We start from the raw sequence: 21,168 nt of genomic DNA on the forward strand, positions 1-21,168 counted from the left end.
CCGTCGTCCTCTGCAGGAGGGTTAGCGCAGGTTGAGTTGGGGCTGCAAATTAAAGGAGTGCCCCGGCACCATCACGTAGACGTCGGGGATGTTGGTGGGCTCCAGGCTTTGCAGGGCTAACCCTTCGATGTTGGAGCGCAGGGCGTTGTTGATGGTGGCTTCCAGTTGGGACAAAACCTGCGCCTCGTTGCCTTGAGCGGCCAAGCCAGGAAACTGGCTGTACACGGCGCGCGCCAAGCTGCTGGCCAAGGGGAGCTGGATCAGGGTGAGGTTGGATCCCCCCAGCTGGGGGCCCAAGGTGTTGGCCCGGCCGCGGATGCCCAAAGCTTGGAGGGCATTGGCCGTTTGGCTGACGGGGATGGTGCAAGTATCCATCTTGTAAACGGGCACTGAGGCCATGGTCAGAGCAGAAACGCTGGTCAGTTGCACCACGGTGAAGGAGGCAGTGCCGTTGTAGGCAAAGCAAAAATCGCGAAAGGCTGCGGGCACATTGGCAGCGCGGATGGGGCGCTCATCGTCAAAGCCGCCTCTCTCGGCGAAGATGTTGCGGATAGCGAATCCCCCGAAGAAGGCCAGCAGGGCCACCACCAGCAGGATCGTCAGATCGGAGGAGGAGACCCCCCCGCTGGAGCTGCCGCCTCGCCCACCACCGCCATATCCTCCACCGCCAACATAGCTGGAGGTGTAGCCGTAAGCCGCGGAACGGCTGTAGTCACTGCGGTAGCCGGATTCCCCAAGGACTCCGTCCCGCTTACGCGAGCGGCCAGCAAAGGACTCCGTCCCGCTACCGCGAAAGGCAGAGGAACGGGCGGATCCGTCGTAGCCGCGGTTGCTGGAGACAGAACGGCGGGAAACCAGGGCTTGCCCAGGACGCTCACCGGCTCCTCCTGCAGCGGCTTTCTGCCCCCCCTTTTCGCTGTCAACACGAGACCCCTCGTCTCGGCCAGTCTGGGGGGAGCGGTTGGAAGGGCGAGAAGTGGCCCCTTGCGCGGACTCCCTGTAGCTATCCCGCCCATTCTCCAAGGACTCCGTCCCGCTACCGCGAACGTCCAGCCAATCCTCTGCGCCCACAAAGGTTGAGCCCTCTTCCGGCAAAGGGGGTGGGGAACGACGACTTTGCCGCTCCCTTCCTTCACCAGAGTTTGAAACCGAGGAGATCGCGGCTTCCTCACCGGCAGAATCTGGAGCATAGCGGCTGGGATCGGGGGCAGCAGTCCGTTCCGCTGCTGCAATGGGATCTTGATCCTCAAACTCAGAAAAACCCATAGTTCTTCGAGCGCTCCCCTCAGCTGCCAAGGCAAGACGGCTTTCAATTTCACTCCCCCGAAGGGAAGCAACTACTGTATCCTAGCAGCTCCCCAGCCAGGACATCGGGGGCTATTGCTGGGATCCAAGCCAGCCCATACGCTTCTCCAGGAGAGGCAACTGCGCTTTCAAGGCGCGCAAGGCTCGGCCTCGGTGGCCGATGGCCTCTTTTTGAGCTGGGCTCATCTCGGCAAAGGTTAGCCCCACTTCGGGCACCCAAAACAGGGGGTCATAGCCAAACCCCCCCTCTCCCCGCGGCTGGGTCAAGATCTCTCCTGAGCATACCCCTTCCACCAGGGCATGCACTACACCTTGGGGATCCACCAGGGCGATGGCGCAGTGAAAGGTGGCTCGGCGATTTGGGATCCCTTCCATTTCCCTGAGCAACCGCTCGATGCGGGCAGCATCGTTGGGGGCATAGCGAGCCGAGCGGATCCCAGGGACGCCGCCAAGGGCTTCTACCGCTAGGCCGGAATCGTCGGCAATGGCCCACTCCCCCAGAGACTTGGCCACGGCTCTGGCTTTGAGAAGGGCATTTTCGGCAAAGGTGGTGCCGGTTTCTTCCACCTCAATTTCTGAGGGCATGCGGCGCAGCTCCCAAGCAGGGGCATGGGCCTGGAAAAAGGCATTGAACTCGCGCCATTTGCCGGGGCTACTGCTGGCCAAGATCAAAGGACGGGTCATGGAAGGTTCCTACGAGTGGAAATCTGAGGAGGCGGAAGGCTGTCCAAGGGCTTCCTGCCTAATGGATCTCGAGAACCATGTTGTGCAGGGCTGTGTTAATCACCAGGGTGGATCCCCATCGCTCTACCTTGCCCCCATCCCAATGCATGTGTCCGCAGATGTAGTAGCGCGGCTGCAGCTGTTCCAAAAGGGGGCGCAAGGTGGGTGTGCGACGGTGATACCACTTCCCGCCTTCATCCAAAAAGCCTCGCGGCGGAGCATGGGTGAGCAGCAGGTCAATGGGTCGGGGGGGCTGACTGTAGAGGGCGAGCAGCTCCTGCAAATGGGCGGAGGTGAGAGACCAGCTCCAACCACAGGGGGGAGTCCAGGGTACAGCCAAAACCTGTAACCCCAGCCACTCAAAGCAGCAGGACTGGGTGATGGCCCGCCCCCAACGGCCAACCAGCGAATTCAAAACCGAAGCTGCTGGATCGTGGTTGCCAGGTAAAAAGAGCCAGGGTTTGCCCAGGCTCTCCACTGCCGCCAAAAAGGATTGCAGATGAACCACCTCTGCTTGGGCTGCCGGATGAAAGCCCTGGGTGGCCTTGCGGGAAGGTTTGCCGGCCTTGGAACAGAAATCCCCGCAGTTGATGTAAGCATCCACCTCCGGCAGATGGGCAAGGGCCTGCCGGATCAGCCGAGGGCTGCCGTGGTAGTCAGAGCCGAGCAGCAGTTTAATCCCCATGGGCCTCTGCAGCAGAAGAATCCAGGTGGGATCGCTGAAGCAGGGCGGCAACCTGCTGCCAGGAGCTGCTGTACCAAGCTTGCTGGGCTTCCAGTTCTTCGCCGAGGGATCCCGTGGGGCCAAAATCTGGGCAGGCGTACCCCAGGGAGCGTAATCCTGCCACCAACACTGCCGGAGACAGCCACCACTGCTGGGCCAAGCGCAGCAGATCCACCTGGCTGCGGGTTTGCAGGTATTGGCGGAGCTGGCGTTGCAAGCTGGCAGCGGAGGGCAGGGGCACCGCTTGCTGATGGACGGCAATCAACAGCTCGCTGCTGGGGGTGCAACAGAGCAGCCACTTGAGGTGATCCAGAGAAGGGGGCCAGCTCCACAACCAGAGTTGATCATAGCGGTGGCCGGCTTGGGGACGGTCGTAGTGGAGAGTCAGGTACCGCCGTTCGCGATAGCGGGCCGTAGGCCTTGAAGACAAGACCAGCGAGGGGCGGCGGAAGCCGTAGAACAGGATGGTTCCCTGCGCCTGAGGCCAGAGGACAGAAAATCGGTCTACAGCTTGCCAACGCAAAGGCTGGGTGGGCTGGGGGGTGGGGCGCCAGATCAACAGAGGTGAGGGCTCTGTCCCCCTCTGGGAGCCAGTCGAGGGCTTGGAGTTGGGCATGGGAGGAGTGGCATCCAGAGAGGCGGGGGAGATGGGAGACTTGCTCCCATCAGGGGTGCGGGGCGCTGTTTTCTCGAGAGGGGGGTTGCCGGCAGTGGCAGCCTCTTGGGCAGGTCGAATCCCGAGAATTTCCAGCTCCAGTTGGGTTTCTCCCTGCCATGTTTTGGCCTTGAGGGTGTAGGCTACATCAACTCGCTCCGGCAGCGGATGGGTTTCCGCTCCCCGCCAACGGATGGCCCAGAAGGGGCGCTGTGGCCTCGGGTTTGTGCTCCCCACTGCTGACCCGTTCGCCAAAGTGTTGCCCAAAGCGTTGCCCAGCGATAACCCATCAGTGTCGTAACTGGAGGTTTTGACAGCTGAGTCGCTCCTGCCCGGACAAGAGGACTCCGTCCGAGTAGCACGTAACCCATGGGAGCGTTGCGTAGGGAGAGCAGGATCCCGGAGCAGCAGCTTCAGGTGGCCGGGAACTGGGCCAAATCGCTGCTGTTGCAGAACCTGCAGGTTGCGGCTGCAGAAGACCGGCTCAGGATTGCCGATGCCACAGGGCTGCAGATGCTGCAGCTCTCGATAGAGGTCAAGGGTGAGATCTGACAGCGACACTTCGGCATCGATTTGCACCAGCGGCTGGATCTGCTCCGGCTGCAACTGCTGTTGGGCAAACTGCCGCAATCGTTCTTCAAAAAAAGGCCAGTCTTCTGCTCTCAGGCTAAATCCCCCGGCAGCCGGGTGGCCGCCGTGCTTGGTGAACAGATCCTTGCAAAACTCCAACGCCTGAAACACGTCAAACTCGGGGATCCCCTGCCGCGCCGAGCCACTGATCTCCCCTTGCCGCGACTGGCTGCCGATGAACACCGGACAGCCAAAACGCTCTGCCAACCGCGAGGCCACAATGCCGATCACCCCTTTGTGCCATCTCCGCTGAGGGGATCCCAAAATCGTCAATACCCGTTCCTGCTGCAAATCCCGGCCTTGCTGGGCAATTTGCTCTAGGGCTTCTGCCTCGATGCGCCCGCACATCTGCTGCCGCACCTGGTTGAGCCGCTCGCAGCGGCGGGCCAGTTTCTCTGCTTGCAGGGGATCGTCGGTGGTCAGCAACTGGATCCCCATTCTCGCCCGGCCAATTCGCCCAACGGCATTGATGCGGGGCCCCAGGCCAAACCCAATCCACTCAGGCCGCAACCCCTCCAGGGATCCCTGCATGCCCATCACCTGCAGAAGGGCGCGGATCCCTGCCACCTGGGAGGTGGGCAAGAGGTGCAGCCCCTGCCGCACCCAAAGGCGGTTAACCCCCGTCAGCGGCGCCAGATCGGCAATGGTGCCCACAGTAAACAGTTCCAGGGCCACCCGCTGCAGATGGCCATCACCACGGCGCTCGGCCAGCGCTTGGGCCAGGAGGTAGGCAACTCCCACCCCGGCCATCCCCCGATAGGGAGAAGAAACGGGGAGCTGCTTGGGATTGAGGATGGCATCGGCAGGGGGCAACTGGGGCGGCAAATCGTGGTGATCCGTCACGATTACCGTCAAGCCCAGAGCTTTGGCCAGTTGGATGGGCTCGTGGGCGGAGATGCCGTTGTCCACCGTGAGAATGAGGCGCACCCCCTCTCGGTGCAGCTCTTGTACCATGCGGCTGTTGAGGCCATAGCCCTCGGTCATGCGGCTGGGGATGCGGTAATGCACTGGAGCGTCCTGCAAAGCCCGCAGCAGCAGGGCCGTGCTGGTCATGCCGTCGGCATCGTAGTCGCCGCAAATGGCAATGGGCTCTTGTCGGCGAATCGCCCCGTCCAGCAAGTCCACCGCCAGGGGCAAATCGGCAAAATCCTGACTGGGTGGAGGCAGGTGGGCGGGATCCGGCTGCAGGTACTGCTGCACGGCAGCAGGGCTGGAGAGCCCGCGATTGAGTAAGATCTGAGCCAATATGGGCGAGATCCCCACTGCCTCGGCCAAGCTCTGGGCAGCCAACTTGTCCACAGGATGAAACAGCCAGCGTTGAGCAGGGATCCCGGCCATAGGGAAGGGTGGGGCTTGGATGGGGATAGAGGGTAGGCAGTGCTACAGTTGGCCTATAGGGTATCCTTTTGACGTTAGCTCAAAACGCTCCTCTGAATCTTTCCTGCCGCCGATGTATTCTCTGCTGCTTACCTATGGTCTTAACCCGCTGACAGGCTTAAAGCTGTTGGTCAAGTCCTCTGAGCAGACCTCTCTGTGGACATTGGCCCGGCAGCTTTGGGGCCGCCCCGGATCTCGGCGACGCAGGCCGCGCCTACAAATCTCGTTAGGCCGCTTGGTGCCAGAGCAAACCGAGCACTTGTCCAAGTTGGAAGTGCTGCTGCGTCTGCGGTTTTTCATTGCCCTCGAAGCGGAAACTCCAGAGAGTGCTGCCCACCACTGTCGCGAACGGTTCTTGCTTCCTTCCGGCCAGGGATCTGCCATTCAGCTTGCCCGCTACACAGAGGGCTCGCAGCAGTACAAGACGGAGATCATCCGCTTTGCCCTGGGGGGATCCCGCACCCTTGTGGCGAGGACTCCATCCCGCCGCCGTCGCCTCTGAAACAAACTCCCCGACAAGCCATAGCGATAGAGTCTTGCCGGCCTATCTATACTGGAGATGCACTAGATCTGTGTTTCTCCCGTGAACCTAACTGGGCTGCATCTTTGCGGTGGCAGTGCGGAGCATTCTATCGGTGGTGGGCGGCATCTGCAAGCCCATCCCTGGCACAGCCTTGCCCAAACTTCGGCTTACGCTAGCTTTGAGTTGTCCTTCCCGCAAGGGGGTGAACTGCGAGCTCTGGCACTGTGGGGGATCCCCGCAGGCCCAGGCAAAGACTCCATCCCGGATGCAGAGGTTTGAGTTGCCGCCAATCCCGCCAGAGGAGATGGATCCCATGTGCAACGCCCGTAAGGACTACGGCTGGCCAAAGTGCTCCGCACTCCTGTTGCCAGCGCAACCGGCCCTCTTTGCCGGATCCCTGGCGGCCTTTGCCCTTGTGCTCCACGCCGTTAATGGGAACGTCCTGCCGGCTGCTTTGGCCCTGACCCGTTACCAAGTGCATGTACTGGCGGATGGGGCGGCGGAGTTGGCTCAGGTGCGCACCCAGGTGCCGGATGCCTATTTTGTGCAAGGGGATGGGCAGGTTTTCATTCTGGCGGGGACGTTCATCAACCGTAGCCATGCTCAACGCCGTCAGGCCGACTTGGAACGGCTGGGGTTATCGGTGCGGGTGGTGAGCCGCCAAGAGACGGATCCCCCTCTGCCCCCTGCTTTTCCTGCCCAAGCAGCACCCAGCCGCCCTGCTGCCAGCTCAAAAGCCTCTGTGCCGCCGACGCCAACCGCTCCGCCCTTGGATCCCCAGCGTCCCTTTGCCACCCACGTGCCCAACCCCACCGGTGATCCCCGTTTGGAAGAACGGGTGCGCCGCTTCTTTCCAGGAGCCACTGTGGTGCAGTACCGCGGCCAGGTTGCTTTGCAAACGGGAACCTTCTCCCGCCTGTCGTTGGCCCAGGATCAAGCCCGCTGGCTAACCGCTCAGGGGTTACCGGCAGTGGCGGTGTCGCTGGTAGGAGAAAATGCGGGCCAGGATTCCATCTCCAACCCAGCACAAGGAGAGCGCTATTGGGTGTTGGTGGCCGATCCCACCGGGGAGAAATGGCCTGCGCTAAAACAACTCCTAGAGGGATCCCTGCCCTTGATCTACGATGACCTGCGGGTGGTGCGCACGGGTGGGTTTGCCGACCCTGCTGCTGCCGCCGAGCAGGTGCGTTACTTGGCCGGCCAAGGCTATGAAGCGGGGATCTTCCCCGCCGATCTGCGCCGCTCTCAGCCTCTTTTGCAAGCGGATCCCGTCTCCTCCCCGGCTGCTCAGGCTGTCCCTCCTGGGGAAGAAGGTGCCGGCAGATTTTGGGTGGTGGTGCCGGCTGGGGAAGAGGCCCTACCCAAGCTGCAACAGTTTGCCCCCGATGCCTTCCTGCGGGGCTCGGTGATTCAGGTGGGCACCTACCGGCAACGGGCCAACGCCGAACAGGCGCGGCGCTCTCTGGCCGAAGCAGGGTTCGATGCCCGCATCCTGCCCGTGGAGTAGCCAAGAGCCACTTCCGCCATAAACGCTCTCCTCCTTCCCTGCCGTTGGGGATCCCCATTCGGCCCAAATGGCGACTTGGGTGAGTTTCTGCTTTTGACATACTCCCCACCCTACTGGCTTGTCAAAGCCTACAGCCCGCTTGGGCGAATAGAGCGGTTGACTACCCTGCCACTGCCCTGAGCCTACCGTAAAGCCCTCCTCAAGGACGGAGCGTTTGGGCAACTGGGCGAGGCTGGTAAGAAGGATAGGCCAGCCGTTGCACCACCTGTTTGCAATACACCACCTGTTTCAATAGCAGTGCGGAGCATTTTTCCTAGAGGGCTTGCTTAGCCTGCTGCAGCGTCTGCTCAAACACCTCCAGCGGCTGCGCACCGGAGAAGGCAATGCCGTTCAAGATGAAATGGGGAGTGCCACCGATGCCCAGTTGAGAGGCCAAGTCAATATCTCGCTGAATGGCGCGCTCTGCCGCCCGACTGCGCCGATCCCGATTGAATTTTTCTATATTCAGGCCCAGCTTCTCAGCAGTGGCCACATAAAACCCATCCCCAAGCTGGGATTGGTTGGCAAACAGCTCGTCGTGAAACTCCCAGAACTTACCTTGACGTTGGGCGGCCCAAGCAGCACGGGCAGCCGCCATCGCTTCTGGGTGAATGCTGGTCAAAGGCAGGTGCTTGTACACCAAGGTCACCTCATCTCCATGGTCGGCCATGAACTGCTTGAGGGTGCTGTGGGCGCGGGCGCAGAAGGGGCATTGAAAATCGGAGAACTCCACCAACACTAACCGCAGAGCGTCGGATCCCAGTCGAGGGGAATCTCCGATGACGGCGCGTGGGTTCTCCCGCAGTTGACGGCCAAATTCTTCCGCCAGCCGCTGCTGTTGTTGCTGCTGCTCCTGGTACTGTCGCTGCTGGTATTCCTGTACGGCCTCCAGAATCACCTGGGGGTTCTTTCGAATGATCTGCAGCACCTGCTCTTCCAAATCTGCCGGGGCAGCCGCCGCCGCTGGTAGGAAAACCGGAGCTCCACTTCCCACTCCCAGCAGAACCGTCAGCCCGAACAAAAGTCCAGCCCGGGCCAAGCTCCGCCCCCAAGCGCGAAAAATCCTCACCAGCCTATGCATCCCAACCCCCCTCTCAAACATGCCCAGAGCCGTCGCAACTCACCCAGCCTACCGTCAGAGACCGACGGTGTCTATTACTCCTTTTGGGGGGGTTAGGAATTGGTGGCCTGCAGAAGCTGCTCCTTGATCCGCTGCAACTGGCTGGCCCAGCGGGGATCCGGCTCAGAAGCTCCCTCACTTTCGGCAGCAACGGTGGAGCGCCCACCCTTATTGCCGCGCTGGCGTTGCTTTTTGCTGGGGGCAGGGTTTTCTGCCGACTCTTTAGAGCCCTTGGCCTCAGAATCTCTGGACGCTCTGGAATCTTTGGAACCTCTGGACTCTTTGGATGAAGGCTCAGAGGTCGCTGTTTTGGATTCGCCTTCTTCCCCTCGGTCGCGCGGCTGGGCGAGCTCAATGCGCAAGTTGACATCCCCAAAGCTGTGGCCGTTGAACTTTTCGATGTACTGCTGCGCCTGCTCTTCGGTGTTCACCGTTACAAAGCCGAAGCCGCGGCATTTGCCTGTCTTCCGATCCCGGATCACCTTGGTGGAAATGACCTCACCGGCAGAGCGAAAGAGCTTCTCCAGTGCCTGACGATCCACCTCTTCCGGCAGATTTCCAACATACAGACGCACAGGCATGATCCAGCGAAGCTCCTAATCGAAATAACAAAAGGCCAAAACGCAAAGCGCTACATCTAGGGCGCTCAAGCCCATAACATCAAACCCGGAACCCGGTAGTCCATTGTCACACCATAGCGCGCCGCAAAGCGCAACCCTTGGCAATCACGAAGCTATTTTTTAATTTACCTCAACCTGGAGCCGCGAAGACGAGGAGAACGGTTTTTGTGAACGACTGCTTTGTACAGCCGGTTTGTACAGCCGGCTTTTGCAGCTAAGCTAAGCCGGTGTTGTTCAGGCGATCCCGATGTTGAAAAGGTCGCGCCTGGGGGCCCGTGTAGTCGGCTACAAGATGTCCTTGCCCTCGCAGTTGGTAGCGGTAGGTCACCAAGCCTTCTAAGCCCACCGGCCCGCGCGGCGGCAGTTTTTGGGTGCTGATGCCCACCTCCGCCCCGAAGCCATAGCGAAACCCGTCGGCAAAGCGGGTGGAAGCATTGTGAAAGACCCCTGCCGCATCCACTTCATCCAGAAATCGCCGGGCAGCAGCGGCATCCTCGGTTACAATCGCCTCGGTATGGCGGGATCCGTACTGCTGGATGTGGGCAATGGCCTCGTCAAGGGAGCCCACCACTTTAATAGAGAGGATCAAATCGGCATACTCGGTGCTCCAGTCGTCCTCGGTGGCCGGGATCAGATCGGGCACCAGCTCGCGGCAGAGGGGATCCCCCCGCAATTCCACCCCCCTCTCCCGCAGGGCCTTGACCGCCAGAGGCAAAAAGTGGGGGGCTATGGCCTTGTGGACCAACAGGGTCTCGATGGCATTGCAGGCAGCGGGGTACTGGGTTTTGCTGTCCACCGTCAGCTTGATCGCCATGTCCACATCCGCTGCCCGATCCACGTACAGGTGACACAGGCCATCGGCATGGCCCAATACCGGGATGCGGGTATTCTCCAGGATGTAGCGGACAAAGCTGCTGGAGCCGCGGGGGATGATCAAGTCTACCAGCCCCTCCAGTTGCAGTAGGGCCTTGACCTCGGCGCGGCTGGTGAGCAACTGCAGGGATCCCTGGGGAAACTCTGGGATCTGCTGCAGGCCCGCCTGGATGGCCGCCATCAAGGCTTGACAGGAGAGCAAAGCTTCGGATCCCCCCTTGAGCAAGACGCTATTGCCGGTTTTCACCGCCAGGGCGGCAATTTGCACCAGAGCATCGGGCCGCGACTCGAAGATCACCCCCAGCACCCCCAAAGGGTAGGTGCGCCGTTCCAAAATTAGCCCCTCGTCCAGTTCCCGGATCAGCAAAGCTCGGCCCACCGGATCCCCCAGCCGGATCACCTGCCGCACTCCGGCCACCATATCTGCCAGTTTGTGGGCATCCAGCTTCAGGCGAGCATAGGCAGATGCCGACAACTCCCCGGCTTTCACCATCTCCGCCGCCCGCTCCAAATCCGCCCGGTTGGCGGCCAAGATAGACTCTTGGTGCTCCAACAAGGCAGTGGCCATGGCCTCTAGAGCGGCATTCTTAATAGCCGTGGGCAAGGTGGCCGTGTGTTGGGCAGCAGCGCGGGCCAACTGCACTTGGGACAGCAGCGGGCGCTCTGAGGCAGATGCAAGCGAGCTGGGGCAATCGGTGGCGAGGGACATAGAGTCAGAAAGGGGGCAAAGTGCCCATTTGGAAGAAAAGGGTTGCGATGATAGGTTGTAACAAAGTTGTGTTGAACTGTGATCCTAGAAGCACCCCCGGCAGGGATCCCTATGCTAGGTTGGGCACAGTCGCTTGGGGTTATCTGTAGCCTACCAAAATCCGGATCCCACTTGCTGCAGCAGGGGAGCCCTTCATCGCTCTCGATGCTTCTAAGCTGAAGTTCGCATAGGGGAAGACCCTTGCTCGAAACCCAGTTCCCTGACAATTAGAGATCCACCTCTGGAGATCCACCTCGTCAACCTTGACTTTTAGCGCCTTCCAGGAGAGCCAATGAGAAAGCGTGGGTTTGTGGTCAGTGCAACGGCTGCGGTGATGACAGCGGTATCGCTGGTCGGCGTGCAGCTATCCATGCCGGGCTGGGCGGGGTTTCGCCGGGATCCCAAAGAGGTGGTGGACGAGGTTTGGCAAATTGTCAATCGGGAATATGTGGATCCGTCTTTTAATTCCCTGGATTGGGAAGCGGTGCGGCGGGATCTGCTCAGCCGAGAGTATGCCACCCGAGAAGATGCCTACGCGGCCATCCGGGAAGCCCTGAAGAAACTGAACGATCCCTACACCCGATTTCTGGATCCGGATCAGTTTGCCAGCATGCAAATCGATACATCCGGTGAGCTGACCGGGGTGGGGATCACGCTGGGCATGGATCAGGAGACAAACGAGCTGGTGGTGATCTCCCCCATTGAAGGGTCTCCTGCCGACCGGGCCGGGATCAAATCCAAAGACGTGATCGTGCGCATCGACGACAAGTCCACCGAAGGCATGGACACCAACGCTGCAGTCAACCTCATTCGGGGCGAGCCGGGTACGCGGGTGCGGCTGACCATTCGCCGCGAGGGGGAAGGGCTAAAGGTGTTCGATTTGGTGCGGGAAAGAATTGAGCTGGCCACCGTGCGCTACGAGGTTCACGAGGAAAACGGCCTGCCCATTGGCTATATCCGGATTACCCAGTTTTCCGGCAACGCCGCCGAGAAGATGCGCCAAGCCATTCGCGAGCTGGAAAAACAAGGGGTAGCCGCCTATGTTCTGGATCTGCGCGCCAACCCAGGGGGCCTGCTCTACTCCAGCGCCGAGATTGCCCGCATGTGGATTAACCGGGGCAGCATCGTCTCGACGGTGAACCGCCAAGGGGAGCAGGATCGCCTGACGGCCAACAACACGGCCCTTACCGATAAACCTTTGGCCGTTTTGGTGGATGGTGGCTCGGCCAGCGCCAGCGAGATTCTGTCGGGGGCTCTGCAGGATAACCGTCGCGCCGTGATTGTCGGCACGCAAACTTTCGGCAAGGGCCTGGTGCAGTCGGTGCATCCCCTGTCCGATGGATCTGGGCTGGCGGTAACCATTGCCCGTTATCGCACTCCCAACGGTAACGACATCGACCACAAGGGCATTACCCCCGACATTTTGGTGGAATTGTCCGAGGAAGATCTGAAGCGGCTCAGCCAGAACCGAGAATTGGTGGCCACCCCAGCCGACCCACAGTATGCTGCTGCCATCCAGGCTCTGCAGGCTCAGATCTCTGCCCGTCGGCAACAGGCCCAGGAGGTCATTCGTTCCTCTTCACGTTAGCCGGTGTTGGGGGCGGTTTTGATGGGTCTCAGATCTGGCACTCCTGAGACTGGGGTTAAGCCGAGGCCCAAGCTATTTAAGACTATTAAGACTCTTCTCATTCGAGTTATTCGAGGAGTGTTGACCAGCGCCGGGCTGGGGATGCTTTTATTGTTTCTGTAGGTGGCGCGTAGCACAATGGCGGGGTCGAAGATCGCGGGATCCATGAATTTGGTCGGACGGGATCTGCTCAAGCTCAGCGACCTAACCCCGGCGGAGCTGTCGGCCCTGCTAGCCCAGGCGGCTGAGTTAAAGCGGGATCCCTATCGGGTGGAGCTGCGGGGTCGGGTGTTGGGGCTGTTGTTTCAGAAGGCTTCTACCCGCACCCGCGCCAGTTTTACGGCAGCCATGGCCCAATGCGGGGGCAGCACCCTCGATCTGGTGCCGACGGTGATGCAAGTGAGCCGCGGCGAACCCCTGCAGGATACGGCCCGCGTCCTCTCCCGCTACCTGGATGTGATTGCCATTCGCACCTACGACCAGAAGGAGCTGGAAACCTTTGCCGAGTATGCCGATATTCCGGTGATCAACGCCCTCACCGATCAGTTTCACCCCTGTCAGGTGTTGGCCGATCTGCTCACCATTCAGGAGAACTTTGGCCAATTGGCGGGCCTGACCCTGGCCTATTGCGGCGATGGCAATAACGTTGCCCACTCCCTGCTGTTGGGTTGTGCCATGAGCGGGATCCACATCCGCGTCGCCACCCCCCCCGGTTACGAACCGAATGCGGCAGTGGTGGAGCAAGCTCGCGCTCTGGCCCAGGGATCCCAGGTGTTGGTGCTGCAGGATCCCCAGGAAGCCGTCTCTGGAGCTCAGGTGGTCTATACCGACGTGTGGGCCAGCATGGGTCAAGAAGCTGAGGCCGAGGCCCGCAAGGCCACCTTTCTGCCCTACCAGGTCAATGCCGAGCTGCTGCAACGGGCGGATCCGCAAGCCATTGTGCTGCACTGCCTGCCGGCCCACCGGGAAGAGGAAATCACCACTGAAGTACTGGAGGGATCCCAGTCCCGCGTGTGGGATCAGGCGGAAAATCGCCTACATGTGCAAAAGGCGCTGCTGGTTCAGCTGCTGGGCCCAGGATAACAGCCTTTGGAGAGCCAGAGAGGGGCGTAGCGAACAGCTTTGCGGTCGTTGAGGATGGCCTCGTCGTGTTCCTCTGTCTCGTCAGGACTTGGTCCGAGGCCCAAATTAGCCCAGACCTAGCTACCGGCTATTGGCAGGACGGCGGGCTGCAATCGCCAAGCTGACATTGGGCACCCGCTGCAGGGTATCCATCACCTCCACCACCTTGCCGTGGGAGAGGGCCAAATCAGCGTTGATCACCACCAAGCGGCGCCCTTCAGCCGGCTTCTCGGCCAGGATGCGTTCCACTGCCGGGATCAGAGCAGAGATATCGGCAATCTTCTCCTGATTGACAGCAATCTGTCCTTCCGCCGTCAGGCTCACCGTTACATCCGGCTGCAGACGAACTTCGGCTGTGGTCGCGTCCGGCAGGTTGACATCCAGAGCCTCGGAGCGGGTGAGCACCAGGCTGGCAATCACGAAAAACACCAGGATCGAGAAGATGACATCGATCAGGGGCACGATGTTGATCTCGCCAGCTCGGAAGTTCTCTTCGGGGATGCGCATAGGTTAGGAGGGCTCAAGCGAGGAGTAGGGGGGAAGGGTGGAGCTGCCACTGGGGCTAGATTGGGTGTAGGAATACTGGGAAAGCTGTTGGGCCTGCATCTCTTGCCGCTGCCGATGCAGCAGCTCCAGCATGCCGCCGTACTCTTGGATCTTAGAGAGTTGCCGCAGGTACAAAGAGCGGAAGACGTTGGAAATCAACAGGGTGGGAATAGCCACAATCAGTCCAAAGGCCGTCGAGTACAAGGCTTCGGCGATCCCCCGACCTACCCCCTGGGTATCGGTGCCGCCGATATCCCCCAGTTGAATGGAGCTGAGGATCTGGATGATGCCGGTGACGGTGCCCAACAAGCCCAAGAAGGGGGCAACGGTGATTACGGTGTCGAAGACAGTGTTGAAGCGCTTCAGCAGAGGCACCTCTGCCGCCAAGGCGGTTTCCAGGGCCAACTTAAAATCTTCCGGGCTGGCCTCGTTCAGCTCCAACCCGGCCAAAAAGATGCGGGCAATCGGCAGATCGGCATTTTGCTCCAGCAAATACTGGGCAGCGCGTGGGTTGCGGCGGTACTGGCTCAGGGCTTGCTGCACCACCTCCTCCTGCCGATGGGTGATCTTCCACCAAAACAGCACCCGCTCAATGCAACAGGCCACTGAGAAGACCGAGAACGTCAACAGGGGGATGGAGTAATACCAACCCTGGATCATGAGCTGCAAGACTCTGTCCATCGATCCTGATTCCCCCCTCCAAGCGGCAGTTTACGCTCATCTTGTCATAGCACTTTCTCGGCAGGGCTGGGATCCCTTCTTGCGCGGCGAAGGTTGCACCTTTTGGCAATTTTGCCCCCATGCCGGATCTCATCTCGTCAATTGTCAATCCAGAGGGCATACTGGTTGCAACAATTTTGGATCCCGAGGGCGTGAATTATGAAATTCAGACGCTGGTTGGGTCTTTGCTGCGCCGGCTTGATGGCATTGCTGTTGACGGCTTGCGGCAAGGGATCCGCCCCCTACGACAGCATCGTGGTCAATTTTGTAAACACGGCCACCCCCAGTCAGATTGCTGCTATCGCTAAAGAGTATCACTTGACGCTCCGCCCCAGCAGCGACAGCGCTTTTGCCCGCCAAGAAGCGATCTACCTGTTTGACGTGGATGCCGACCACCTGGGATCCACGCGGCGGCTGGTTAAGCGGCTCACCGACGAAGCTTTGATCGAGTATGCTCACCCCAACTATCAATTCCAGGCGGCTTTCGTGCCCAATGACCGCCTCTATCCCCAGCAATGGAACCTCAGGGCCATCCGCATGCCGGAAGCCTGGGACATCTCCCAAGGGGAAGGGGTGACGGTAGCCGTGGTGGACACGGGAGTAACCCGAGTTCCCGACCTGGCCCAAACCCAATTTGTGAAGGGCTATGACTTTGTGGACGACGATGAGGAGCCGGAAGACCTCAACGGCCACGGCACCCATGTGGCGGGAACCATCGCCCAATCCACCAACAATGTCTTGGGTGTAGCCGGCATTGCCTTCAAGGCCAAGATCATGCCGGTACGGGTGTTGGATGCCAATGGCTTTGGATCCCTGTCGGATGTGGTGGAAGGGATCCGCTATGCTGCCGACCACGGGGCTACGATCATCAACCTCAGCCTGGGTAGCCGCGCTTCTGCCCAACTGATGGAGGAGGCGGTGGCCTATGCCCACAGTAAGGGGGTGACGGTGATCGCAGCCGCTGGCAACGAAAACTCCAACCAGGTGAGCTACCCGGCCCGTTACCCGCATGTGATCGCTGTCTCGGCCACGGGGCCCAACGGGGAGAAAGCCCCCTACTCCAACTATGGGGTGGGGGTGGACATCTCTGCTCCCGGCGGAGCCAAAACGCCTGATCACCCCGAGTACGGCATTCTGCAGCAAACCATCAATCGTCGTAACCCCAACGAGCCGGTCTTTGCCTACTTCCAAGGCACCAGCATGGCCACTCCCCACGTAGCCGGTGTGGCAGCTCTGATCCAGGCTCAGGGCATCAAAGACCCGGACAAGGTGGAGGAAGTGCTGAAAATGTCGGCTACCCCAGTGCCCGGCGACAAACAGAACTTCTACGGGGCTGGTCGTTTGGATGCAGCCAAGGCGCTGGCCAGGGCCACAGGGCAACAGGAGGAAAACCCCTTGGTGCTCTGGTTGAAGGACTTCCTGCAGTACCTGAACAACAATGGCTACCTCAACCCACGCTTCTGGTTCGATGGTGGCCCGATTGCTCTGGTGCCGAAGCTGCTGATGGTGGTGGGCGGCTACATTATCCTGGTGCTGATCCGCTGGTGGCTGGCTCCCAAGCGGCTGCTGCAGACGGTGCCTTTGCTGGCTGGGATGCTTTTGGGCAGCGCCGGTCTTTTCCCCTTGCAGGGGTTGGCGATTGTCGGTGGCCCCCGTTGGCCCTTCCAATTGGCGGGTAGCTCCCTGCCGGAGTTGGGCACCGCCTTTGCCCAGACCAATGCCTTGAACCCCCTATTTGCCAGCGTGTTGATCCCAGGCCTGTTGATGTTGCTGCTCCTGGGCCATCGGCGCTGGCGCTGGGCGGTGATCGGCTTGTGCATCGGCATGGCCTCGCATCTGCTCTTGTCCGGATCCCTGTTTTATGAGGGGGTGCTATGGCTTGGATCCTCTGCTTGGTTGGGTCGCTCCTTCTTGCTCTTCAATGGCTTGCTCTGCCTGGGCCTGGCCTACTTGGGAGCGCAAGCGGCTACGGAATCTCAATCCACGGCAACCGGGCTGGCGCTGAGGCAGTGATGCAAGAGTACAGCGGTACCATCCAGTTCCTGGATATCGAAGGGGGAGTGTGGGTGCTGACGCTGCCTTCCGGCGAGCACTATGCCCTTTTCCGTGCCCCCAAAGAGCTCTTGCAAGAGGGACTAGAGGTCACCATCCAGGGACAGATCAGAGAAGACATGGTGACGGTGGCTCAGGTAGGGCCGGTTTTAGAAGTCAAGAGCTTCCAGCGGCAGCCCTAGCTTGGCTTGCGGCTCCGGCCATACCAATCGGGGATCCCCAAGCGGGGATCCCTGCTTTTCGATGTCAGAATGCTTTTACAGTCGCTTCAAACAAGATTGAGACACCTCGCTGCCGACCCTCACCCCTAGCTTCTCTCTCAGGAGAGAAGGAAAGTTAGGAAGCAATGCAACGAAAATATTTCATTTCTGTTTAAAAAGAATCTCGTTTCCACGGCTGAGCATTCACGAAGCTCAAAAAACGTAGGTAGGCAGCTGTATCCCGTGACCGCTTAATTTACATAGTCATAAGTCTGTAGCGTAAACTACCCGACTCCGACCGCTAAGCGGTACGGAGCGAGCTTTCAGTAGCCCTGAGCCTGTTCTGCTCTACCAGAGAACAAAACAAGCCCGGACCTCTAGGCTGGTTTACGACAGCCCCCAAGAGCGCAATTACGTTTGCACCATTCAAGTCCGCATCCCCTTCCCATCCACAGTGCTCACACTTGAACGACTTGCCACTGCGGTAGGATTGCGCAGGGTCGGGATGGATGTGCAAACACCGGTGGCAGGTCTGCGACGTGTAGGCAGGCGGCACAAGAATCAGAGCAACCCCTGCAACCCTCGCCTTGTACTCCAGAAACTGACGTAGTTGGTAGAACGCCCAACTGTTGGTCCTACGCCGTTCGGCTTTGCTGCGGGGTTGTTGATTGACCTTTTCCCGTATCCCTGTCAAGTCTTCCAGAGCAATAGCACTGTTGGTAGCTTTTGCCCTAGAGACAATAGCTTTGGAGATGCGATGATTGACCCACACTTGAAAGCGTCTCTCCTTGCCAGACAGCCGTTGCAACAGTTGACGGCATCTGCGCCGCGAACTGCGTGTGCCCTTACTGGCTTTGCGTTGGAGTGCCGCCCTCAACCGGGAGTAGTGGTCTCGGATTCGGTTCAACTGCTGTCCATTCCAGTTGTCCCCCTCTGACGTATGGGCAATATCCGTCCTCCCCAAGTCCACCCCGATCACCCTGTCGGTATCTTGTTGCTTGGGTGTTTTTTCCTCTACGCAAATCTGGATGTAGTAGGAGCCGTCCTTCCGCTGGACTAGGGTGGCCGATTTGGGGTTAGAACCAGCCAGCATCCCACGCTGGTAGTTGCCAATGGCTAGTTCAAAGCGCTCTCGCCCCTCCACCGTGGTCAGCGACACCGTCCAGTCTTTCTCGCGAAATGAGAAGATACGTGCATCGTAGGTAACGAACCTACGCTTGAACTCTTTAACCGGACGGTTGCGCTGTCTCGCCACTTTGCGAGCGCCTGCCACCCGTCTGCACACCTGTTGAGCCAAGTTACTGGACAAGCCGAACCGGGCTCGAATCTCGTAGTAGCAAAGGGATTGCAGTTTGACCGCGTTGACGATCTTCTCCGGCGTGTTCTGGTTGACCCAGTTCAGTGCCTGCACAAAGGCATCCATCGTCGCGTCCAATTTAGCGGCTTGCGACTGGGACACCTTGAGCTTGCAGGATATGGTCAGGACTTGGCTCATAAGTTCATTGTACTTCATCAAAGCGCATTCCTCCCGACACTGACCCTACGGGTACAGTGCGGGGCTCCTGCGCTAGTAAGCTGAACAACTGGGAAACCATCATCGCTGTTTTAGAGGGGAAACCTACTGGCGAAAGCGGGACGGGATCCTTTGCGGCAAGGGCTGTTGTGGAACCAGTAACAAGAATCCTCACCCTACCGCTACGGGGAAGCAAGCCAGTAGAGCAGGGAACATGTCAAAGCAGGTTGCTCAGGCGGCTGTGAAAGACCGAGTAGATCTCTGCGTAAGACTTCACCCACTCTGGATCCGGTTGAACATAGCGTTCTACCTGTACCAATCGATCGGCAGCCTGTTGGACAGAGCAGCACCAATAGGCAGAAGCGGCCAAGATGGCTGCCCCCACAGCCGGCTCCGGGTGTTTCACCACAGCCAAGGGACGAGCAAGGATGCTGGCGCGTAGGCGCAACCAGAGAGGGCTTTTGCTGCCTCCACCGGTGGTGAAAATCGGGCTCTGCTCTGGCACTGGGATCCCTTGAGCGGCCAACGTTTCCAGCCCCAGCCGCTCCACCATCGCTACCCCCTCCAACAAAGCAGCGTAAAAACGGGGGGATCCCTCTTCTGCCTCCGGCAAGAACCCGGCGAACCGGGGATCGACAATGGGAAAACGCTCTCCCGGCTGACAAAGGGGATAGCTGACCAGCCCGGTGGGCAGATAAGCCTGAGCTTGCTGATCCAGCATTTGCAGGTTGCCGTCGGGGAAGTAATGAGGCAAAACTCCGCCTCCACAAAAAGAGGCGGCCCCCGGCCACCAAACCATTCGTTCGCGACAGCGGTGTGGAGCACAGTCCGGGTGCAAATGGGAATAGATGCTTGGGGTTTGTATGGGATCCGGACTGTTGGCCTTAAAAATAAGGGTTGTGCCCAAGCTGGTGGAAACCTGCCCCAAGCGAATAGCCCCTGCCGCCAGTTGCCCGGCACAGCCATCGGTGATCCCTGCCGCGATCAGCACTTCCGGCCCCAACCCCCAGTCTGCTCGCACCGTTCCTAAAACCGTTCCCGGCGGTACCACCTCGGGGAAATGCTTGGGGTTTAGGCCCTGCCGCGCCAACCACTCCTGAGGCCAGGTGTAGGCCTCCAGGTCGAAACCGCTCTTGAGGGCATGGGTGTGATCGGTCACCTGCCTGCGCCCCCCCAGTTGGCTCAGCAAAAAGTCCGCCGGATGGGCCAAGTAGCTGTCTCGATACTGATCAGGATAGGCTTCCGCCCACCACAGCCAACGGCTGAGACCCCAACTGGCAGGGATCCCCAATTGCTTGGCCTGAGCCTGGCCCCGTGGGTCAGAATACAGCCACGCCTGTTCCAACGGCATGCCTCGACCATCCACCGGCAGAATGGTGCCGGAAGTGCTGCAAGCACTCAGAGCTGCAATGGAATACTGCTCCCCCAGTTGCGCGGTCAGTTGTCCCAAAAGGGCTTTCAGGGTTCGCAACCAGCGGCCCGGATTGGTCTCTGGGGGATCCCACTGGCGCTCGCTTTTGGCCACCACCTCCCCCTGCTCTGAGAGGGCCACCACCCGCATCCCAGAAGTGCCCAGATCGATCCCAAGAAACACAGGGGGCATAGGGGTACTCATCTCATCATCAGCTCATCATTAGGAAGGAAAATGCCTTGTCATGATGGAGTGCCCAAGGCCCAAGAATGCTCTCTGTATAGATGGGGTGGCCAAGTGGCTCAAACTGGCCTAAAGGATGGGAAAGGACTCCGGCCCGCTGTCGCGATCACAATTTCAAAACTCCTGGCTGCTCCGAGCCAACGCTTCTTGGATATCCAGATCCAGCCCTTTCACCGATTCCAGCACCGAGCGGGTGATCAGTTTACCCTCCTGCACCAAAATGGCGCCGGTTACAGGGTGCAAAAGCGGCTGTTCGGCCCGCCGACCGATCAACGCCTCGATATCCTGAAAAGCATGGATGTACATCCCGGCAGGCAATTCCACCACCACCCCTTCCCCCAGCACGCGCGCTTGGCAGGCCAGGCGGGAGTTGGGCTTGCAGGTGGTGATCGCCTCCAGGGTGCGCTGCTCCCGCTTGCTCATCGGGGATAAAGACTCCATCCCCTCCTTAACGTACACATGACAGGTGGCGCAGAGGCCGCGCCCACCGCACTCTTTCAACACATTCAGCTCTTCTTGCAGCAGCACCGAGAGCAAATTGCTGTTGGTGGCGATTTCAGACACTTGGGCAATGGGATCCAACCGCACACGCTTGACCATAGTCCGCACTTTTTGGGCTACTGGATGCTAAAAAAGCTAGCATCTTTCACCAATGCAGATTGCCGGAACAGGGCAGTTCTACCTAAGCATGCAGGAAAATCCCCCATGCGCCATTCAGGTCTCGGTGCATACGAATGCTCTCTGAGCCTTCTCGGCACTCCAACTATAGGTCTTGCTGGTGTAGGCTTCAGAAACTTGACCAAAAGGCGCGGCAAGCCCCGTCCTTCAGGGCAGGGAAGGATAGCGCCGACCGTAGCCGACGCCCTTTAAAAACGCAGTGCCGGCCATGT

The 21,168-nt window shown here is 59.7% G+C and carries 18 protein-coding genes; 6 read left to right on the plus strand and 12 right to left on the minus strand.

Features of this window, described 5'->3' with window-relative positions; genetic code table 11:
- Positions 1-21 precede the first annotated feature (21 nt).
- The 4 genes from ACVWZJ_RS10135 to recJ form a co-directional block, all read right to left on the minus strand.
- The gene (locus tag ACVWZJ_RS10135; protein ID WP_457395966.1) at positions 22-1,266 is read right to left on the minus strand and encodes a hypothetical protein; all 1,245 of its coding nucleotides are present in this window, start codon (positions 1,264-1,266) and stop codon (positions 22-24) included.
- A 111-nt stretch (positions 1,267-1,377) separates the two neighbouring features.
- A complete protein-coding gene (rdgB, locus tag ACVWZJ_RS10140) occupies positions 1,378-1,989 on the minus strand; it encodes an RdgB/HAM1 family non-canonical purine NTP pyrophosphatase (protein WP_414352059.1) in 612 nt (203 codons plus the stop codon).
- Positions 1,990-2,047: 58 nt separating this feature from the next.
- The gene (locus tag ACVWZJ_RS10145; protein WP_457395967.1) at positions 2,048-2,713 is read right to left on the minus strand and encodes a metallophosphoesterase family protein; all 666 of its coding nucleotides are present in this window, start codon (positions 2,711-2,713) and stop codon (positions 2,048-2,050) included.
- Entirely contained in the window at positions 2,703-5,375 is a 2,673-nt protein-coding gene (gene recJ, locus ACVWZJ_RS10150) for a single-stranded-DNA-specific exonuclease RecJ (protein WP_457395968.1), read from the minus strand. The genes ACVWZJ_RS10145 and recJ overlap by 11 nt, the downstream gene beginning before the upstream one ends.
- A 112-nt stretch (positions 5,376-5,487) precedes the next feature.
- Between recJ and ACVWZJ_RS10155 the strand changes: the two genes are divergently transcribed.
- Both ACVWZJ_RS10155 and ACVWZJ_RS10160 read left to right on the plus strand, forming a co-directional pair.
- Positions 5,488-5,916: a hypothetical protein gene (locus tag ACVWZJ_RS10155; protein WP_414419575.1), complete on the plus strand. Its 429-nt coding sequence runs from the start codon at positions 5,488-5,490 to the stop codon at positions 5,914-5,916.
- Between the two features lie 109 nt (positions 5,917-6,025).
- Positions 6,026-7,444 (plus strand): SPOR domain-containing protein, encoded by a 1,419-nt coding sequence (locus ACVWZJ_RS10160; RefSeq protein WP_457395969.1) that lies wholly within the window; start codon positions 6,026-6,028, stop codon positions 7,442-7,444.
- A 313-nt stretch (positions 7,445-7,757) separates the two neighbouring features.
- Here the strand turns inward: ACVWZJ_RS10160 and ACVWZJ_RS10165 are convergent, their stop codons facing one another.
- From ACVWZJ_RS10165 to ACVWZJ_RS10175, 3 genes are all read right to left on the minus strand, one after another.
- Entirely contained in the window at positions 7,758-8,564 is an 807-nt protein-coding gene (locus tag ACVWZJ_RS10165; RefSeq protein ID WP_457395970.1) for a DsbA family protein, read from the minus strand.
- Positions 8,565-8,656: 92 nt separating this feature from the next.
- Positions 8,657-9,184 (minus strand): RNA recognition motif domain-containing protein, encoded by a 528-nt coding sequence (locus tag ACVWZJ_RS10170; protein WP_457395971.1) that lies wholly within the window; start codon positions 9,182-9,184, stop codon positions 8,657-8,659.
- Between the two features lie 253 nt (positions 9,185-9,437).
- The gene (locus ACVWZJ_RS10175; protein WP_457395972.1) at positions 9,438-10,805 is read right to left on the minus strand and encodes a glutamate-5-semialdehyde dehydrogenase; all 1,368 of its coding nucleotides are present in this window, start codon (positions 10,803-10,805) and stop codon (positions 9,438-9,440) included.
- Positions 10,806-11,136: 331 nt separating this feature from the next.
- On the opposite strand from ACVWZJ_RS10175, the gene ctpC reads away from it, so the two are divergent.
- Positions 11,137-12,432: a carboxyl-terminal processing protease CtpC gene (gene ctpC, locus ACVWZJ_RS10180; RefSeq protein WP_011432460.1), complete on the plus strand. Its 1,296-nt coding sequence runs from the start codon at positions 11,137-11,139 to the stop codon at positions 12,430-12,432.
- Positions 12,433-12,636: 204 nt separating this feature from the next.
- Positions 12,637-13,554, plus strand: coding sequence for an ornithine carbamoyltransferase (gene argF, locus ACVWZJ_RS10185; RefSeq protein WP_457395973.1), 918 nt, complete (start codon positions 12,637-12,639; stop codon positions 13,552-13,554).
- Positions 13,555-13,674: 120 nt separating this feature from the next.
- On the opposite strand, the gene ACVWZJ_RS10190 is transcribed toward argF, so the two are convergent.
- A complete protein-coding gene (locus ACVWZJ_RS10190) occupies positions 13,675-14,100 on the minus strand; it encodes an ExbD/TolR family protein (RefSeq protein WP_414383874.1) in 426 nt (141 codons plus the stop codon).
- 3 nt (positions 14,101-14,103) lie between these two features.
- The gene (locus ACVWZJ_RS10195; protein ID WP_049749560.1) at positions 14,104-14,820 is read right to left on the minus strand and encodes a MotA/TolQ/ExbB proton channel family protein; all 717 of its coding nucleotides are present in this window, start codon (positions 14,818-14,820) and stop codon (positions 14,104-14,106) included.
- Positions 14,821-15,018: 198 nt separating this feature from the next.
- Here ACVWZJ_RS10195 and ACVWZJ_RS10200 point away from each other — a divergent pair, with 198 nt between their 5' ends.
- Positions 15,019-16,872, plus strand: coding sequence for a S8 family serine peptidase (locus ACVWZJ_RS10200; protein ID WP_457395974.1), 1,854 nt, complete (start codon positions 15,019-15,021; stop codon positions 16,870-16,872).
- On the plus strand, positions 16,872-17,093 hold the full coding sequence (locus ACVWZJ_RS10205) for a hypothetical protein (RefSeq protein WP_414342539.1): 222 nt from the start codon (positions 16,872-16,874) through the stop codon (positions 17,091-17,093). The genes ACVWZJ_RS10200 and ACVWZJ_RS10205 overlap by 1 nt, the downstream gene beginning before the upstream one ends.
- A gap of 319 nt (positions 17,094-17,412) precedes the next feature.
- Here ACVWZJ_RS10205 and ACVWZJ_RS10210 read toward each other — a convergent pair whose 3' ends face one another.
- The 3 genes from ACVWZJ_RS10210 to ACVWZJ_RS10220 all read right to left on the minus strand — a co-directional run bounded on the left by ACVWZJ_RS10210 (position 17,413) and on the right by ACVWZJ_RS10220 (position 20,878).
- Complete coding sequence (locus ACVWZJ_RS10210; protein WP_457395975.1) at positions 17,413-18,606, minus strand: RNA-guided endonuclease InsQ/TnpB family protein; 1,194 nt, start codon at positions 18,604-18,606, stop codon at positions 17,413-17,415.
- Between the two features lie 235 nt (positions 18,607-18,841).
- Positions 18,842-20,227 (minus strand): FGGY-family carbohydrate kinase, encoded by a 1,386-nt coding sequence (locus tag ACVWZJ_RS10215; protein WP_457388710.1) that lies wholly within the window; start codon positions 20,225-20,227, stop codon positions 18,842-18,844.
- 165 nt (positions 20,228-20,392) lie between these two features.
- Positions 20,393-20,878, minus strand: coding sequence for a 2Fe-2S iron-sulfur cluster-binding protein (locus tag ACVWZJ_RS10220; protein ID WP_457395976.1), 486 nt, complete (start codon positions 20,876-20,878; stop codon positions 20,393-20,395).
- Positions 20,879-21,168 lie beyond the last annotated feature (290 nt).

This window comes from Thermostichus sp. OS-CIW-29 (genome assembly GCF_054058195.1).

What these genes read in the sequence shown, in the direction of transcription:
- rdgB (WP_414352059.1), bottom strand. Translation starts at nt 1,989, where the DNA reads ATGACCCGTCCTTTGATCTTGGCCAGCAGTAGCCCCGGCAAATGGCGC.
- ACVWZJ_RS10210 (WP_457395975.1), bottom strand. Translation starts at nt 18,606, where the DNA reads ATGAGCCAAGTCCTGACCATATCCTGCAAGCTCAAGGTGTCCCAGTCG.
- ACVWZJ_RS10190 (WP_414383874.1), bottom strand. Translation starts at nt 14,100, where the DNA reads ATGCGCATCCCCGAAGAGAACTTCCGAGCTGGCGAGATCAACATCGTG.
- ACVWZJ_RS10215 (WP_457388710.1), bottom strand. Translation starts at nt 20,227, where the DNA reads ATGCCCCCTGTGTTTCTTGGGATCGATCTGGGCACTTCTGGGATGCGG.
- ctpC (WP_011432460.1), top strand. Translation starts at nt 11,137, where the DNA reads ATGAGAAAGCGTGGGTTTGTGGTCAGTGCAACGGCTGCGGTGATGACA.
- ACVWZJ_RS10200 (WP_457395974.1), top strand. Translation starts at nt 15,019, where the DNA reads ATGAAATTCAGACGCTGGTTGGGTCTTTGCTGCGCCGGCTTGATGGCA.
- ACVWZJ_RS10195 (WP_049749560.1), bottom strand. Translation starts at nt 14,820, where the DNA reads ATGGACAGAGTCTTGCAGCTCATGATCCAGGGTTGGTATTACTCCATC.
- ACVWZJ_RS10145 (WP_457395967.1), bottom strand. Translation starts at nt 2,713, where the DNA reads ATGGGGATTAAACTGCTGCTCGGCTCTGACTACCACGGCAGCCCTCGG.
- ACVWZJ_RS10175 (WP_457395972.1), bottom strand. Translation starts at nt 10,805, where the DNA reads ATGTCCCTCGCCACCGATTGCCCCAGCTCGCTTGCATCTGCCTCAGAG.
- ACVWZJ_RS10155 (WP_414419575.1), top strand. Translation starts at nt 5,488, where the DNA reads ATGTATTCTCTGCTGCTTACCTATGGTCTTAACCCGCTGACAGGCTTA.
- ACVWZJ_RS10165 (WP_457395970.1), bottom strand. Translation starts at nt 8,564, where the DNA reads ATGCATAGGCTGGTGAGGATTTTTCGCGCTTGGGGGCGGAGCTTGGCC.
- ACVWZJ_RS10170 (WP_457395971.1), bottom strand. Translation starts at nt 9,184, where the DNA reads ATGCCTGTGCGTCTGTATGTTGGAAATCTGCCGGAAGAGGTGGATCGT.
- ACVWZJ_RS10135 (WP_457395966.1), bottom strand. Translation starts at nt 1,266, where the DNA reads ATGGGTTTTTCTGAGTTTGAGGATCAAGATCCCATTGCAGCAGCGGAA.
- ACVWZJ_RS10220 (WP_457395976.1), bottom strand. Translation starts at nt 20,878, where the DNA reads ATGGTCAAGCGTGTGCGGTTGGATCCCATTGCCCAAGTGTCTGAAATC.
- ACVWZJ_RS10205 (WP_414342539.1), top strand. Translation starts at nt 16,872, where the DNA reads ATGCAAGAGTACAGCGGTACCATCCAGTTCCTGGATATCGAAGGGGGA.
- recJ (WP_457395968.1), bottom strand. Translation starts at nt 5,375, where the DNA reads ATGGCCGGGATCCCTGCTCAACGCTGGCTGTTTCATCCTGTGGACAAG.
- argF (WP_457395973.1), top strand. Translation starts at nt 12,637, where the DNA reads ATGAATTTGGTCGGACGGGATCTGCTCAAGCTCAGCGACCTAACCCCG.